Source organism: Lentilactobacillus kefiri, assembly GCF_009739535.1.
Lineage (GTDB): Bacteria > Bacillota > Bacilli > Lactobacillales > Lactobacillaceae > Lentilactobacillus > Lentilactobacillus kefiri.
Genome location: NZ_CP029971.1, coordinates 553,859 through 568,905, shown reverse-complemented (window position 1 = coordinate 568,905; position 15,047 = coordinate 553,859). Strand labels below are relative to the sequence as shown.

General features: G+C 42.2%; 11 protein-coding genes. 9 read left to right on the top strand and 2 right to left on the bottom strand.

From position 1 onward, the window contains the following. The first annotated feature begins 94 nt into the window (after positions 1-94). Positions 95-1,399, top strand: coding sequence for a nucleobase:cation symporter-2 family protein (locus DNL43_RS02985; RefSeq protein WP_056981442.1), 1,305 nt, complete (start codon positions 95-97; stop codon positions 1,397-1,399). 76 nt (positions 1,400-1,475) lie between these two features. Here DNL43_RS02985 and DNL43_RS02980 read toward each other — a convergent pair whose 3' ends face one another. After that, the gene (locus DNL43_RS02980) at positions 1,476-2,408 is read right to left on the bottom strand and encodes a LysR family transcriptional regulator (protein ID WP_056981440.1); all 933 of its coding nucleotides are present in this window, start codon (positions 2,406-2,408) and stop codon (positions 1,476-1,478) included. A 355-nt stretch (positions 2,409-2,763) separates the two neighbouring features. On the opposite strand from DNL43_RS02980, the gene DNL43_RS12350 reads away from it, so the two are divergent. From DNL43_RS12350 to DNL43_RS02970, 3 genes are all read left to right on the top strand, one after another. Continuing rightward, the gene (locus DNL43_RS12350; protein WP_225364670.1) at positions 2,764-3,666 is read left to right on the top strand and encodes a glycoside hydrolase family 65 protein; all 903 of its coding nucleotides are present in this window, start codon (positions 2,764-2,766) and stop codon (positions 3,664-3,666) included. Continuing rightward, complete coding sequence (locus DNL43_RS12345; RefSeq protein ID WP_225439251.1) at positions 3,597-5,090, top strand: glycosyl hydrolase family 65 protein; 1,494 nt, start codon at positions 3,597-3,599, stop codon at positions 5,088-5,090. Before DNL43_RS12350 ends, DNL43_RS12345 begins: the two co-directional genes overlap by 70 nt. Positions 5,091-5,257: 167 nt before the next feature. Next, entirely contained in the window at positions 5,258-5,740 is a 483-nt protein-coding gene (locus tag DNL43_RS02970; protein WP_054769691.1) for an arginine repressor, read from the top strand. 107 nt (positions 5,741-5,847) lie between these two features. On the opposite strand, the gene DNL43_RS02965 is transcribed toward DNL43_RS02970, so the two are convergent. Further along, on the bottom strand, positions 5,848-8,961 hold the full coding sequence (locus tag DNL43_RS02965; protein ID WP_095345058.1) for a YfhO family protein: 3,114 nt from the start codon (positions 8,959-8,961) through the stop codon (positions 5,848-5,850). Between the two features lie 371 nt (positions 8,962-9,332). Here DNL43_RS02965 and DNL43_RS02960 point away from each other — a divergent pair. The 5 genes from DNL43_RS02960 (at position 9,333) to DNL43_RS02940 (ending at position 15,018) form a co-directional block, all read left to right on the top strand. Then, a protein-coding gene (locus DNL43_RS02960; RefSeq protein WP_094753971.1) for an IS5 family transposase occupies positions 9,333-10,108 on the top strand; the annotation gives its coding sequence in 2 pieces (ribosomal slippage) (positions 9,333-9,660 and positions 9,660-10,108; 777 coding nt in all). Between the two features lie 258 nt (positions 10,109-10,366). Then, entirely contained in the window at positions 10,367-11,599 is a 1,233-nt protein-coding gene (gene arcA / locus DNL43_RS02955) for an arginine deiminase (protein WP_156644990.1), read from the top strand. 386 nt (positions 11,600-11,985) lie between these two features. Beyond that, positions 11,986-13,017, top strand: a complete 1,032-nt coding sequence (gene argF / locus DNL43_RS02950; protein ID WP_054769589.1) for an ornithine carbamoyltransferase — start codon at positions 11,986-11,988, stop codon at positions 13,015-13,017. A gap of 242 nt (positions 13,018-13,259) precedes the next feature. After that, positions 13,260-14,201 carry a carbamate kinase gene (arcC, locus tag DNL43_RS02945; RefSeq protein WP_054769588.1) on the top strand — a complete coding sequence of 314 codons (942 nt, stop codon included), beginning with the start codon at positions 13,260-13,262 and terminating at the stop codon, positions 14,199-14,201. 115 nt (positions 14,202-14,316) lie between these two features. Further along, a complete protein-coding gene (locus tag DNL43_RS02940) occupies positions 14,317-15,018 on the top strand; it encodes a Crp/Fnr family transcriptional regulator (protein WP_054769587.1) in 702 nt (233 codons plus the stop codon). Positions 15,019-15,047: the final 29 nt, after the last annotated feature.

The window sequence follows — 15,047 nt, the reverse complement described above, 5'->3', positions numbered from 1 at the left end:
GATAGCGTTATTATTCGGGAATTCCGTTGTTATTGACGAAAAATCATGTTAACATATTATTATTGTTTAAAACACGAATAAAAGGGAGAACATCATGAATAATGTTTCTGTTTCAGGTGGTAAATCACCAGTTCGTAATGCTATTTTAGGTTTTCAACATCTTCTCGCTATGTATTCCGGCGATATCCTGGTTCCACTGTTAATTGGTGGGGCGCTTGGATTTAACGCTACTCAGATGACCTATCTGGTATCAATGGATATCTTCATGTGTGGGGTTGCAACCCTGCTTCAAATCCGTCGGACACCGATTACAGGGATTGGCCTGCCGGTTGTTCTTGGATGTGCTGTTGAGTATGTGGCACCATTACAGTCGATTGGTAAAAACTTTGGCTTGGGATATATGTATGGCGGAATCATTATTGCCGGGATTTTCATTATCCTGATTGCGAAGCCATTTGCCCATATGCGGAAGTACTTCCCATTAGTTGTTACCGGTTCATTGATCACTTTGATTGGTTTTACTTTAATGCCGGTTGCCTTTCAAAACATTGGTGGTGGGGATGCCACTGCCAAGGCATTTGGTAACCCAACTCATTTATTCCTTGGATTCTTTACAGCACTTGTTATTATTGTTTTGAATATTTGGGCAAAAGGATTTATCAAGCAGATTTCAATTCTGATCGGAATTTTAGTTGGTTCAATTGTTGCCGTTTTGATGGGAACCGTTGACTTTGCTGCAGTTGGTCAAGCCCACTGGGCACAGTTGCCACAACTCTTTTATTTTGGAACTCCCCGGTTTGAATGGTCGTCAATTGCCACTTTAATTCTGGCTGCATTCACTTGTATGATTGAATCGACCGGTGTGTACTTCGCTTTGAGTGATATTACCGGCCGAAAGCTTGAAGACCGTGACCTGGAACATGGTTATCGTTCAGAAGGAATTGCCGCCATCCTTGGTGGACTTTTTAACACCTTCCCATATTCGACGTTCTCTCAAAACGTTGGAATTGTTCAATTATCTGGAATCAAAAAATTAACCCCAATTTACTATTCAGCATTCATGCTGATGATTTTGGGCCTAATCCCCAAGTTCGGTGCCATTGCCACTTTAATTCCGGCCTCAGTGCTTGGTGGTGCGATGTTGGTTATGTTTGGGATGGTTGGTGCTCAAGGTATTAAAATGCTCTCACAGGTTGAATTAAACAACAAGAACCTGTTGATCATTGCGATTTCCATTGGATTTGGTTTGGGTGTTACCACTCAGCCTCATTTGTTCCAATACTTACCTGCTACCGTTCAAGTTATCATGAGTAACGGAATGGTTGTCGGAAGTTTCACCGCCGTTATTTTGAATATTTTATTGAACCACACCGGCTTGAGCAAAAAAGTTGAAGAATAATTAAATATGTCCACAATAAAAAGGGTCAGCGACGTTAATCGCTGATCCTTTTTGAGTTAACCGTTATTTAATGGCATTAACGCTTAGGCACATATTCATCCACATATTCAGAAATCAAATTCAATAAATCAGTTACAGGTTCTGAGGTCTGCTTGTTCTTAATATATGAAATACCAAAGTTGGATGTTAAGACATCGGTTGGAATCTTAACGATGTTGATATGCTTTTGCTGTTCATCAGTTAATCGACGTGGGTTGGCAAATGGTTCCGGTGTGATAATCGCACCGACATGTTCCAATGCCAAGTCAGAAGCCAAATGCAGGTCCGGCACTTCAATATTAATATCAGCTTGAACGCCAATATCATTCAAGAAGCTGGTAACCAGTCGTTGATAGTTATCTTCTTGTGGTGTACCGATAAAGTTTTCACCTGAAAGCTCGGAAAGGTCAAGATCTTTGTAATCCACAAATACTTTTCCTTGTTGATACAACTTGGAAGTTTCGGGGATAATCAAGACCAATGGCAATTGGGCAATCGGTTTGTATTCAACTTTGTGACTCTGAAGTGCGTGACCAATGAAGAAGTCCAATGTTCCGGATAACAAACGCTTTTCGGCGTCCCGACTAGTCATGCGGGTAATCTGTGCATGAATATTCCGATACTTGTTATAGAAGCGAACAAGAACCGGTTTGTACAGGTCATTGGTTACCACTTCATTGGATGCGATTGTCAAATGACCATATTTAAACTGTGACAAATGGGTCATTTCACGGTCAAGATTGGCTCGCAATCGGTTTTCCTCTTGCAGAAAAGCCAGAAGACGTTCACCAGCGTAGGTCAACTGAATTGGATGAGATGATCGATCAATTAGTTTGACACCAAAGTTAACTTCGGCATTCTTTATAACCCGACTGATATATGGTTGAGTCACAAACAAAGCTTGAGCGGCTTTGGACATGTTACCTTGAGCTTTAATTTCTTCAAGAAACGAAAGTAATTTGCTGTTCATAATTGTAATTCTCCTTTGAGACCTCTCGCCTTTTAATTTATCTTCCAACCAGATTATATGATATTCTAGTAATATATGCATGAATAGTGACTTCTGATGTCATTATTCTGCAAAAAAAGGTACAACCAAGTATAGCAATTCCCAGTTATACAGTAAAGGCGGTGAACCTTTAAACGGTCGTATTATATCAATCTTAAGATTTTCCGCTCAATCATTTATATAACTATAAGGTACTAGCACAAAAGTGTGAATATTTTGTTGCCAAATCATGAATTTTCTGTGATAGATGGTAAAATTGTTACAGAACTTTTCCGTATCAAGTCATACATAATCCAATTTAAGGGGGTTCTATGTATTGAGAATTGAACAATCACCTGAATTTCAAATTCACTTGCAAACATTAAAAAGCAAAGAACAGATTTTCCTGGAAACAATTTATAACGTGGGTAACGGGCATTTCGGTGTCCGTGACTCCAATCCATTGCAGGGTAACAATCCGGATTATATTGGATCCCCCGGCTTGTTTATCAACGGCTTCTTCGATTATAAAGAGGTCTCCTATGGTGAAAAATACCGTGGATATCCTGACAATAATCAGGTTATCAATCGGCTGTTTGATCCCCGCGCAATTCGAATCAAGGTTGGCAGTGAGGATTCATTAACCGATCATTTTAAAGTTGAAAATATTGATAAAAACTTGGACATGCAGACGGGCTTGCTGCACGAACTTTTCAGTGTGACAACGCCTGAAAACCGCAACTTTAATCTGGTAGTTGAGAGCTTTGCCAGTTTGAGCAAAACCAACGTATTTGGGGTCAAATATTCAATCATTCCGACAAATTTTTCCGATGAAGTCGAAATCATCAAAGTTCATGATTACGTTAACCAAAAAGTTCATCAGCAGGATGACGATATCCGGGTCAGCACTGATCTGGGTCAAATGCAATTGGACTTTATTCCGGACAACGGTCAGCCGAGTTATCTGGTGACGACTTTTAGAAGTCAGCAGGGTGCCATTATCACTTTAAGGCTACTGAAAACTTCGAGCCAAATCCTCCAATTGAATATTTCAGAGATAGTAACCATCATTATGGCTACCGGAGTAAGTATTTTGCCAAACCCGGTAGTTCCAAAGAGTTTGAATTTTTATTTGCTATTGGCGATATTCATCCATTGGTTAACGCCAATATGTACTCCGACCAATACCTTTCCGCACTGGACAACTACATCATGGATACGACGTTCAAATCTGAACTGATGGCTTCTGCTCAAGTCTGGCAGACATTTTGGCTTCACAGTGACGTTCAGATTGAAGGTGATCCAGCGCTTCAACTGTGTGTCCGATTTAACTTGTTTGAGCTTAATCAATCTGCCGGACGTAATGAACAAACCAGCATTCCTGCCAAGGGGTTGACTGGTAATGGATATGGCGGTCATTTCTTCTGGGATACAGAAATCTTCATGCTGCCATTCTTCACATACACGCAGCCGGAAGTTGCCAAGAAGTTGTTGATGTTTCGATATCATACACTCCAAATTGCCAAAGAGCAGGCCAGCGACTTTGGCCTGGAAAAGGGTGCCATGTATCCTTGGCGAACAATCAACGGTTATGAATCCAGTGCCTACTGGTTGGCAGGCCAGGCCCAATTTCATATTAATGCCGACATCGCATTTGCGGTTGAGCAATACTACGAGATTACCCACGATGAGGCCTTTATCCGCAACTACGGGTTTGAAATTATTCTTGAAACAGCCAGATTTTGGATGGAATATGGCAACTATGCTCAGCTAAATGGTAAACGTCAATTTGTATTGAACCGGGTTACTGGACCGGATGAGTATAGTGCCTTGGTTGATAACAACTATTACACCAACGCTTTGGCACAAAACAATCTTCGCTTGGCCGTTAAATACGCCCGGAAGTTCCGTGGTGATGATGGCATCCTCAGTCGTCTCAACGTGACAGTCGATGAAATTAAATCGATGGACCAGGCTGCTGAATCGATGTATCTGCCGTACGATAAGCGCAAGAATGTTAAGCTGCAATTTCAGGACTTTGAACAGCTCCCGAAGATGGATCTGGCTTCAATTGACCAAAGCAAATTCCCGTTGTTGCTGCACTACCATCCGTTGATGCTGTATCGGCAACAGGTCAATAAGCAGGCGGATACCGTGATGGTTGACTTCATGTTCCCAGAAGGAAATACGTTGGATCAACTGAAAGCTGACTATGAGTTCTATGAGCCGATTACAACCCATGATTCTAGCCTGTCTAAGGCGATTTACGCGATTATTGCTGCCAGAATAGGTAAAGACAAGCAAGCTTACAACTTCTTCTCACAGGCCGTTCAGACGGATTTGATGGATGTTCACCATAATACCAAAAACGGGATTCATGCCGGAAGCTTGGGGGCTGCCTGGGAAGGCATCATGTATGGCTTTGTCGGTATCGTGAATAACGCTACCAGCTTTAGTCTGAAGCCCCACTTACCGGTAACCTGGAACTGCGTTAAATTCAGAGTTCACTTATACGGAAACGAGTTTAAATTCTCCGTTTATCAAGATTCAGTCGAAGCTGAACTGCTGAGTGGAAAGGGTGCCGACATCAGTGTTTATGATGATAAAAAGCACCTGACACCTAAGCACGCCAAGGAAACTTGGCATTACTCCAACCAATTCTGAAGAAAGTATGAAATAATTGTTTCTTTTTTGGAAAATAGGCGAACTTTGGTTTATGATTTGTTATGATAGTGTTATGCAAATTCAACGTTAATTACTGAATATTTAAACAAGCCGTGAATCGTTTTTGGCTAGTCAATTTATCAGATGTGAAAGGGATGCACTTTATAATGAAGAAGGAAGCTCGTCAGTCCAAAATTGAGCAGATTATCAATCAATATACGATCACAACCCAGGATGAGTTAATGGAAAAGCTGAAGGTGGCCGGTATTAATGTTACCCAGGCCACACTTTCAAGAGATATCCGCGAAATGCAGATTGTTAAACAACCTGACAGTTCAGGAAATTCCCGCTACATGATTTTTAAATCGGGTAATCAAAACGAAATTGAACGAATGTATCGCATGATTAACGGAACCGTGACCGATATTCGCCAAATTCAATTTGTGAACGTGATTCATACCCAGCCAAGTTATGCCAACCCATTGGCAGCTGTCATTGATGACCTTCACATGGATAATGTGTCGGGAACCTTGGCTGGCTATGACACGATCGTCACCTTCAGTCCATCGGTTAATGCCGCACGAGAAATCAACGATCTGTTTACAGAACATGCCAACCCGGATTTGCTCGTATCAAGTATCAAAGAGTAAGTCACGAGTCGGAATTAAAAAATACACACAAAAAGGAGCTTAAGGTCGGACGTTTGAGTCCAATCTTAAGCTCCTTTTGTGAGGGATAAAATGATGACGCTATTCAATTAGGATCGTGTTTTTTTACTGAATTTCCGGTAAATGAATCTTCCGGAAGAAATAACCGTAAAGATTGCGATCCATGCAAGGCCAATCATCGTTAAGATGATTCCCAGGGATAATCCCGGCGTCTTGTAGGTTAATTTTACAAAGTGCCGACCGACTGGAATCCGGGCTCCGACAAAGCCTTTGTTGACTTTAAAGATGTCACCGGGCTGGCCGTCAATGGTCAGATGCCAACCGGATGAATATGGAATTGAAGTTGTCAGGATTCGAGTTCGCTCAACCGTATCAGTGTATCCGGATACGGAATTATTCGTGACCTTTTGATCGCTCAAGCCGGATTTTTGCAGGTTGTGAATCTGCTTATTGTAGTTTTTATTGAAAGGAACGGCCATTAATTTAACACTCTTGAACCGTAATTGTTTGACCCCTTTGAAGTGGATCGTAAATGCTTTGCGGACCTTGCTTGAATAGCCAAGGTTCAAAACAATATGTTGCCGATCCTCGTAGTCGGAAAGGTTGTTAATCGGCAGTTGACGAATGAAGTTAAAACTGTTGGAAGATTGAGCCCACAACGTGTAAGCTCCCAGGTCAGGATACTGTAAGGCTTTTCTGAACCGGTTAATCTTTTGTAGTTTTGAAACTGGTTGACCGTCAATGATTGAATCAGCAGTTAATGTATTGATTCGATCCATTGTCGTGTGGCGGGTTCTTGAAACCCCATCAATGATTAAATATAACTCACTATTCTTGTATCTTTCAGGATTATCAATGCTCAACTTGTATGACAAATGACGGCCTTGAGCATCGTTGTCCATCAGGTGAAGGCTATTTGCGTTTTCGACGTTGTTGCGTTCAACGACCTTGGCATTTTTCCGCAAAATGTTTTGAAGTGGTTTGCTGCTTGGATGGACGCCAGTCGCCTTTGCCCAAATTTTGATTTTGTGGGCTGGAATTCCGTTCTTGAATTCTTTGGCGGCCTGACGGTATCTACCGTTTGGCGAAATCCGCATTCGGTCGAGGACTGCTTTCATGGATGAATTGACAATGTGTTGCGTAAACACTTGAGTGGTGTAGTCAACGTTTTTGACAGGATTTTTGGGTTGAGATAATGAAACCCCGTCAACGGGCTTGCTGACAACCGTCCCGTGCAGCAATGCCTGTTCTTTTTGCAGCTTGGACATGTTGTTGTAATTGACGTCTGAGATGGCATGAACCTGAGTATAAGCCAAAGGAAGTGCCAAATCAGATTCCAGTAAAATAGTTCCTGAGTGGTTACTCAAGCCGCTGACTGGTTGTTCTGGGTAATCGACGATATTTCCTGCCTGATTTCTGACAAAATGGAATCCATAAGGGATGGTTTGTGGGTTCTTAAGAATATCGGTTTTGGCAAAAATGTACTTCACGCCCAGTAGATTCAGAAGGGTGGTTCGGCCGTCGCCTTCACCAATAACGGAATTGACCACGGCGCGGGCGTCGCCAAGTGAACGGGTAAATTTGAAGACATTTCCGTTTTGAATGGAATAATAAGCGCCCAGGTCATGAGTACCCAGAACCATTGGAATATTATTCCCGGCAGTTCTGTGAGGATAAAAATTGCTGATGGTTGATGTTCGGTAAAAGTCACCGTGTTTTGGCAAGGCGTTTTCAGCACCGTCATAGTATTTCTTCAGCCATTGAGAGGCGGTTCCGGTAACCAGGTTTGATTTAATGTTTCGACTGTTATTGGGACTGAACCAACCTTGACCGGCACTCACCGTGCTGACCAAGATTAACGCCGTTAAGATATAGCCGGTATTTCGCGGCGATATTTTGAGCGTTGTCTGACAGACAATTAATAGAAGGAAACTAAGCAGGATACCGTATGAAACTAAATCATTTTGAGGGATGTTGAGGGTCAGACCCTTGGTGATCCAGACCAGAATGATTAACCCGAAAGTTGCAACAATCAGCCAAGTAATATCACTTCTGGTTAACTTGGGCAGTCGATCGACAAATATCATCGTCGCCAGGCACATTGGCAGAACAATTAAGAAAAGCCAACGGTTGGACGGTGTCGACATGGCATTTGCCAAAGCACTGAATTGTGGGAATAAAAGCGCCACGATGGTTAAAGTGATAATGATTGCCAGTGATCGGAACTTCGAGAAATGTTTCAGGATATAAACGGCGGCCAAAAATGTCAGCCCACAGAAATTAAGCACCAACCAGTAATCCTTGGTCGTGGTGCTGGTCACGATCTGATCCGGCAGTGAAAGATAGTATTTGAGTGGATACAGCAGCAGTCCGTTGGCAAACTTGGCATGATAGGCAATTCGAGTCGATTGCAGCACCGTCATAAGGGTTGGCAGCAGGACGACACTGGCGGTTAAAATACCGCTAATGATCGCTTGAGCCAAGCAATAAAGTGTCTTGACCGGCTGAATTCGATCTGGATAATGGTGATGAATTGCGACCCACCGGGTGACCAAATAGACGAGTGATCCAATGGCCAACATGTAGGCAAAATAAAAGTTGCTAATTAATGAAAGGGCAACGGCGATTGCCAGTGGCAGCCAGTTTTGCTTGTGGAGAATCTTTTCAATCCCCATTGCCAACAGTGGAAAGAGAATCATTGGCAAAATGAAGAATGGGTGATGCATTGAAACGTAAAAATTGTATCCGGAAAATGTATAGATAATGGTTCCAATTAATTTACTGTGGGTACTGAATCGGCGCTCGTTAGCCCAAGCCAGGAATGCCAAGCCCACGCAGTAAAGCCGCAATAGAATTAACAACTGATACCCCAGTTCCAACTTTGAAGCAGGAAAAAGAGCGATCAGGTAGCTAAACGGATCACCAATGACATAAAAAGCAAAGGTGGTTAATTGGTCGGCACCGGCGCCAAGGTTCCATGACCAGCCGGTAAGCGACTGGTGAGAAGTTCCTTGAAGGATTCGTTGAAATTGCGCCAGAATTGGAAAATGTTGGGCGATCCCATCCACATTCCAGATGAGTGTTTTCCCGGCCAGCCAGGGAATCGTATAAGTTGCCAGGCAGACCAACAGGAAAGCAATTGAATAGATAATGTAAATTTTAAGTCGATATAAATGTTTACGAGAATTAATTCTAGGTTCCATTTTTGAGTTTACCCCCTAATACATTTTCCATTTTGCCTGCATTCGAGCGGATAGACAAGGGTTTTGAAGCATTCTTAATTTTTGTAACAAGAATGCCTTGCCTTTGAAATAATGTGCATGAAGATACATTACGCGAAAATTCTCAATTAAGTAAAACGCTTTTACAGACAATGATTTCGACCGTTAACCAGTTTAAAAAGATGAATTTTCTTTTACTAATCTATGAATAATTTATGAACTTCGAAAATATTTATACCAAACAGATGAGAACAAATTATGAAAATCGTGAAGAAACTGTTATGATTAGGGTCTGTCTGGAAACAAAATAATCGTGTATAATCTTGATAAAAAACAAATTGAGGTTTTCGCCGATGACAATTCCGAAACGTTATGAAATTACTGATGAGCAATGGGCCCGGATTGAGGACCGTTTTCCGCCCTATAAAACCGGACGCCCACCTAAAATACCTAATCGCCAAGTTTTTAATGCGGTTCTCTGGTTGCTAAAAAGTGGCGCCACCTGGCGTGATATTCCTGAACGATACGGTTCATGGAAAACCAGCTATAGTCGTTATCGTAGTTGGGTTGATGCCGGCTTGTTTGAACGGATCTTTAAGGATTTGATCGATGAACCGGATATGGAAAATATCAGCCTCGATTCAACTAGCATTCGAGCTCATCAAAAGGCCACGGGCGCTAAAAAAACGCCCGCTGTGACGTTGAGAATCAAGCCATCGGTCTAAGCCGTGGTGGTCGAACCACTAAAATTCATGCGGTGGTGGATGGCCTTGGAAATCCATTATGTTTTATCCTTACCGGCGGCCAAGTTCATGATAGTCGGGCAGCTGAACCATTACTGCGACAATTAGCTTTAGCCGGCGTTAATCTGATTGCCGATAAAGCTTATGGGACTAAGGAACTGCGCCAGTATATTGAAGCTGAAGGCGGTCAATATACGATTCCACCTAAAAGTAATGCCCAAGACAAGTGGGATTGTGATTATTACGTCTATTGTGAACGCCATTTGATCGAGAATTACTTTAATCAATTGAAGAATTACCGGCGGATTGCGACGCGATATGATAAACTAGTGCATGTTTTTCTACAAACCATTTACATTGCTTCAATTTTGATTTGGCTTAAATAGTTTCCAGACAGACCCTAAGTAGTTTAGAAATCTAATCAAATTCTTATGTTCTAATTTAAACATTTCAAACTGCATAATTACCCATAAACATGCTGCTGCAAAGCGAATATCCCGCAAGAAGGTTTATAAAATGAAAGCGTAAACATTTGGCGTGCTAATTGTGTGAGCTTTTTCACATTTTAAATGTTAAAAAATATGCGTTAACGTTTTCAAATGGGGTTATGATGTATTTGTATTAATGGAAGAGGAGGTAACAAAATGACAAGTCCAATTCATGTAACATCGGAAATCGGTAAGTTGAAAACAGTTTTACTGAAACGTCCGGGTAGAGAAATTGAAAACTTTACACCTGACATGATGCTCCGGTTATTATTCGATGACATTCCATATTTACCAATTGCCCAAAAGGAACATGATTACTTTGCCGATACTTTACGAGACAACGGTGTCGAAGTATTGTATCTTGAAAAATTAGCTGCTGAAGCTTTAGATGCAGCTGGTGACAAAGTACGTAATGACTTCTTGGAGCAAATGTTGACCGAATCTGGATATGCAGCAGGTACCATTCATGATGCATTGAAAGAATACCTCGGCAGCATGAACAATCAAGACATGGTCAACAAGATCATGGAAGGTATCCGTAAGAACGAAGTTGATTTCGTACCAACAGACTTAGTAAGTGCTGCTGAGACGGAAGGTTACGAGTTCTACATGGATCCAATGCCTAACCTTTACTTCACCCGTGACCCTTCGGCATGTATCGGTGAAGGATTAAGTATTAACCACATGACATTCCCTGCAAGACAACGCGAATCACTCTTCAATGAAATCGTTATTAAGTATCACCCACGTTTTGCTAACAAGGGTGTTCATGTATGGCGTGATCGAAACCACGATACTCGTATCGAAGGTGGAGACGAATTAGTCTTAAATGATCATGTCATGGCAATCGGAGTATCACAACGTACTTCAGCTGATGCCATTCAAGATATTGCTAAAAACTTATTTAAAGAAGGTCATTTTGACACCGTTATTGCAATTAAGATTCCGCATAACCATGCAATGATGCATTTGGATACTGTGTTCACAATGATTAACTACGATCAATTTACTGTTCACCCAGGAATCTTAGGTGAAGGCGGCCATATCGATACTTGGACAATTACTCCAGGCAAGAATGGTGAACTCAACTTGGATCACAGAACAGACCTCAAACAAGTTTTGAAGGATGCTTTGAAGCTTGATGATCTTGACTTGATCCCAACTGGTAACGGAGATCCAATCATCGCCGGCCGTGAGCAATGGAACGATGGCTCAAACACATTGGCAATCGCACCTGGTGTCGTAGTTACTTATAATAGAAACTATGTATCAAACGATTTGCTTAGAAAACACGGACTCAAAGTGCTTGAGGTTATCTCAAGTGAATTGTCAAGAGGACGTGGGGGCCCACGTTGCATGAGCTGCCCAATTGTGAGAGAGGATATTTAGACTAGAGTGTGACGAGGCCTGGGTTGGTCCCGGAGTGTAAGGTAGAAATTTTAATGATGAACGGGTTTGGTTCATCGTTAGAATTTTTACCTTACACAGTAGGAACCAGGGGTGTCGGAGCACGTTTAAAGCAGAGTGCGACGAGCAACGGGTGATGCGGTTTCTAAGGGTGCTTTGACTGAAATCCCTGGTTCTGGGATTTTAGTTAAAGTGCACTTAGAAGTTAGCATCAGTTGCGTCGGAGCGCGTTTCAGCTAAGCTGTCTAACCGCACCAACATGTAGTTACTAGTTAAGCTCCAAATCAACGAACATATCCACCAAACAACTCTACAAAAACAAACCCAAGTACCCAAGCAAAACAATAATCATCAAGGAGAATTCGATTATGACAAAAGATTTCAGACAAAACGTATTTCAAGGACGCAGTGTTTTAGCCGAAAAAGACTTTACAGCCGCAGAACTCGAATATTTGATTGACTTTGGATTGCATCTCAAGACTTTGAAGAAGAACCATATTCCTCATCGTTACTTGGAAGGCAAAAACATTGCCCTTCTGTTCGAAAAGTCATCAACTCGTACCCGTTCAGCATTTACCACAGCTGCTATTGATCTTGGTGCTCACCCAGAGTACCTTGGCCAAAACGATATTCAATTAGGCAAGAAGGAATCAACTTCCGATACTGCCAAAGTTTTGGGCAGCATGTTTGATGGAATTGAATTCCGTGGATTCAAGCAAAGTGATGCTGAAATTCTTGCCCGCGACAGTGGTGTTCCAGTATGGAACGGCTTAACCGATGAATGGCACCCAACTCAAATGTTGGCTGACTTCATGACTGTTAAGGAAAACTTTGGCAAACTCAAAGGATTGACTTTGACATTTATGGGTGACGGCCGTAACAACGTTGCCAACTCATTACTTGTTACCGGTGCAATCCTGGGTGTCAACATTCACATTGTTGCTCCTAAGGAATTGTTCCCAACTGACGAAATCCAAAACATCGCCAACGGCTTCGCTAAGAAGTCAGGCGCAAAGCTTTTAATCACTGATGACCTTGATAAAGGTATGAAGGGTTCAAACATTGTTTATACCGACGTTTGGGTATCAATGGGTGAAAGCAACTGGGAAGAACGAGTTAAATTGTTAACTCCTTACCAGGTAAACATGGAAGCATTGAAGAAGACCGGTACTCCTGATGATCAATTAATCTTCATGCACTGCCTGCCAGCATTCCACAATACCGAAACTGAATATGGTAAAGATATTGAGAAGAAGTACGGCATTACTGAAATGGAAGTTACTGATGAAGTGTTTACCAGCAAGTATGCTCGTCAATTCGAAGAAGCAGAAAACAGAATGCACTCAATCAAGGCAATGATGGCCGCAACTTTAGGTAATCTCTTTATTCCTAGAGTGTGAGCAGCAACGGGTGATGCGGTTTCTAAGGGTGTTTTGGCTGAAAGCCCGGTCTTGGGTTTTAGCCAAAGGACACTTAGAAGTTAGCATCAGTTGCGCCCGAACACGTTTCGGCTGGATGACAGCCAAAACAGTTTCAGCCTAGTACCCACCTTGAAAAATAGCTTAACAATACAAGGGACTGGCAACAAAACATTTGTTTTGTCCCAGTCCCTTATTATTTTCTAAGACAGAGGAGAATTATTATGGGACGTAAAATCGTAGTTGCCCTAGGTGGTAACGCCATCCTGTCAAAGGATGCATCAGCTGCTGCACAACAACAAGCATTACGCGATACGGCAGAACACCTGGTTAAATTTATTGAAAACGGCGACCAACTGATCATTTCTCACGGAAATGGTCCCCAAGTTGGAAACTTATTATTACAGCAGGCTGCAGGAAGTACCAACGAGAACCCTGAAATGCCGCTTGATTCATGTGTTGCCATGACGCAGGGAAGCATCGGTTACTGGATGCAGAACGCCATGGATCAGGTCATTAGCGAAAAAGGCCTGGATAAGACGGTTGCCACAGTGGTCACCCAAGTTGAAGTCAGTGCCGATGATCCGGCATTTGCCAACCCAACCAAGCCAATCGGACCTTTTATGACCAAAGAAGATGCCGACTTGGCCAAGAAACAAAATCCAAGTTTCAACTTTGTTGAAGATGCCGGCCGTGGTTATCGCCGGGTTGTTCCTTCACCAAAGCCAATCGGTGTTGTTGAAACCAAAGCTGTCAATGCTTTAGTTGACGCCGGAATCGTACCAATTTCAGTTGGTGGTGGTGGCGTGCCGGTCGTAACCGAGGGCCATCAGCTAGTTGGTAAAGAAGCCGTTATCGATAAAGACTTTGCCAGTGAAAAATTAGCCGAATTGGTTGGTGCAGATGCGTTGATCATCCTGACCGCCGTTCCTAATATTTTCGTGAACTTCAACAAGCCGGATCAAAAGAAATTGGAACATGTTTCAGTTGCCGACCTGCATAAATATATCGGCGAAAAGCAATTTGCTCCAGGCAGTATGCTGCCTAAAGTTGAAGCCGCAATTGATTTTGTGGAAGCAACTGGCAACAAAGCCGTTGTAACTGCTTTGGACAACATCGAAGGATTCATCAACGATGGTTCTGGAACCATTATTGAACCGAAATAGGCTGTTTTCGAATTGACGTTAAAATCATCTTAGAGCCGTTTAATGTTTAATCACGTTATGTGGGGTACACTACTAATGAGAACACAATTATGTAACCGCTTTTGGGAGTGTATTTATGATTTTAAAGAATAAGCGTGATTATGCCGACTATGCGAAAAAACTACGCAGTCATCCGGAATTCAGTCCGCTAAGTGACAAGTATATCGAGCAACTGATTAATGAAATGAAAGTCAAAACCTATCATCGGGGTCAGATCTTGTTTGACCAAGGTGACACACGGGATCGGTTTTATTATTTAATCGACGGTGTCTGCAAGTCTTTTCACTGGGATAAAAACGGTGATGAACAGCTGTATTTGTACATTCGACCACAAAAAGCCTTTCCCTATATTGGCTTATTTGAGGACGATCGATATGCCTATACGGTTGAAACAATGTCTGAAGTCAAATTAGCCGAATTCTCAATGCCGATCTATGAAGAAGTCTTGCGTGAAAATCCCGAGTTAATGGTGAATGCCGTTAAAGAGATGAGCAAAATCATCAACACTTCAGAGACTCAGCTTCAGCGCATGGTAACTACCAGTGCCAAATGCCGGGTTTGGAACGCCATTCTCTTCATTGGCCAGCAAATCGGTGAAATTCAAGAAGATGACACGATCCTTGTGCCGTATCCAATAACGCTGGTTGAACTATCAAAGGTCAGCGGAACGACGAGGGAAACCACCAGCCAGATGGTTCAACAACTGGTCGCGGAGAACAAGGTTCAATATAATCGTAAGTATTTTAAAATTTTAAAGATCGACGATGATTCATATTAATTAAATATTTTCATTCGAGGGAGTGAGCT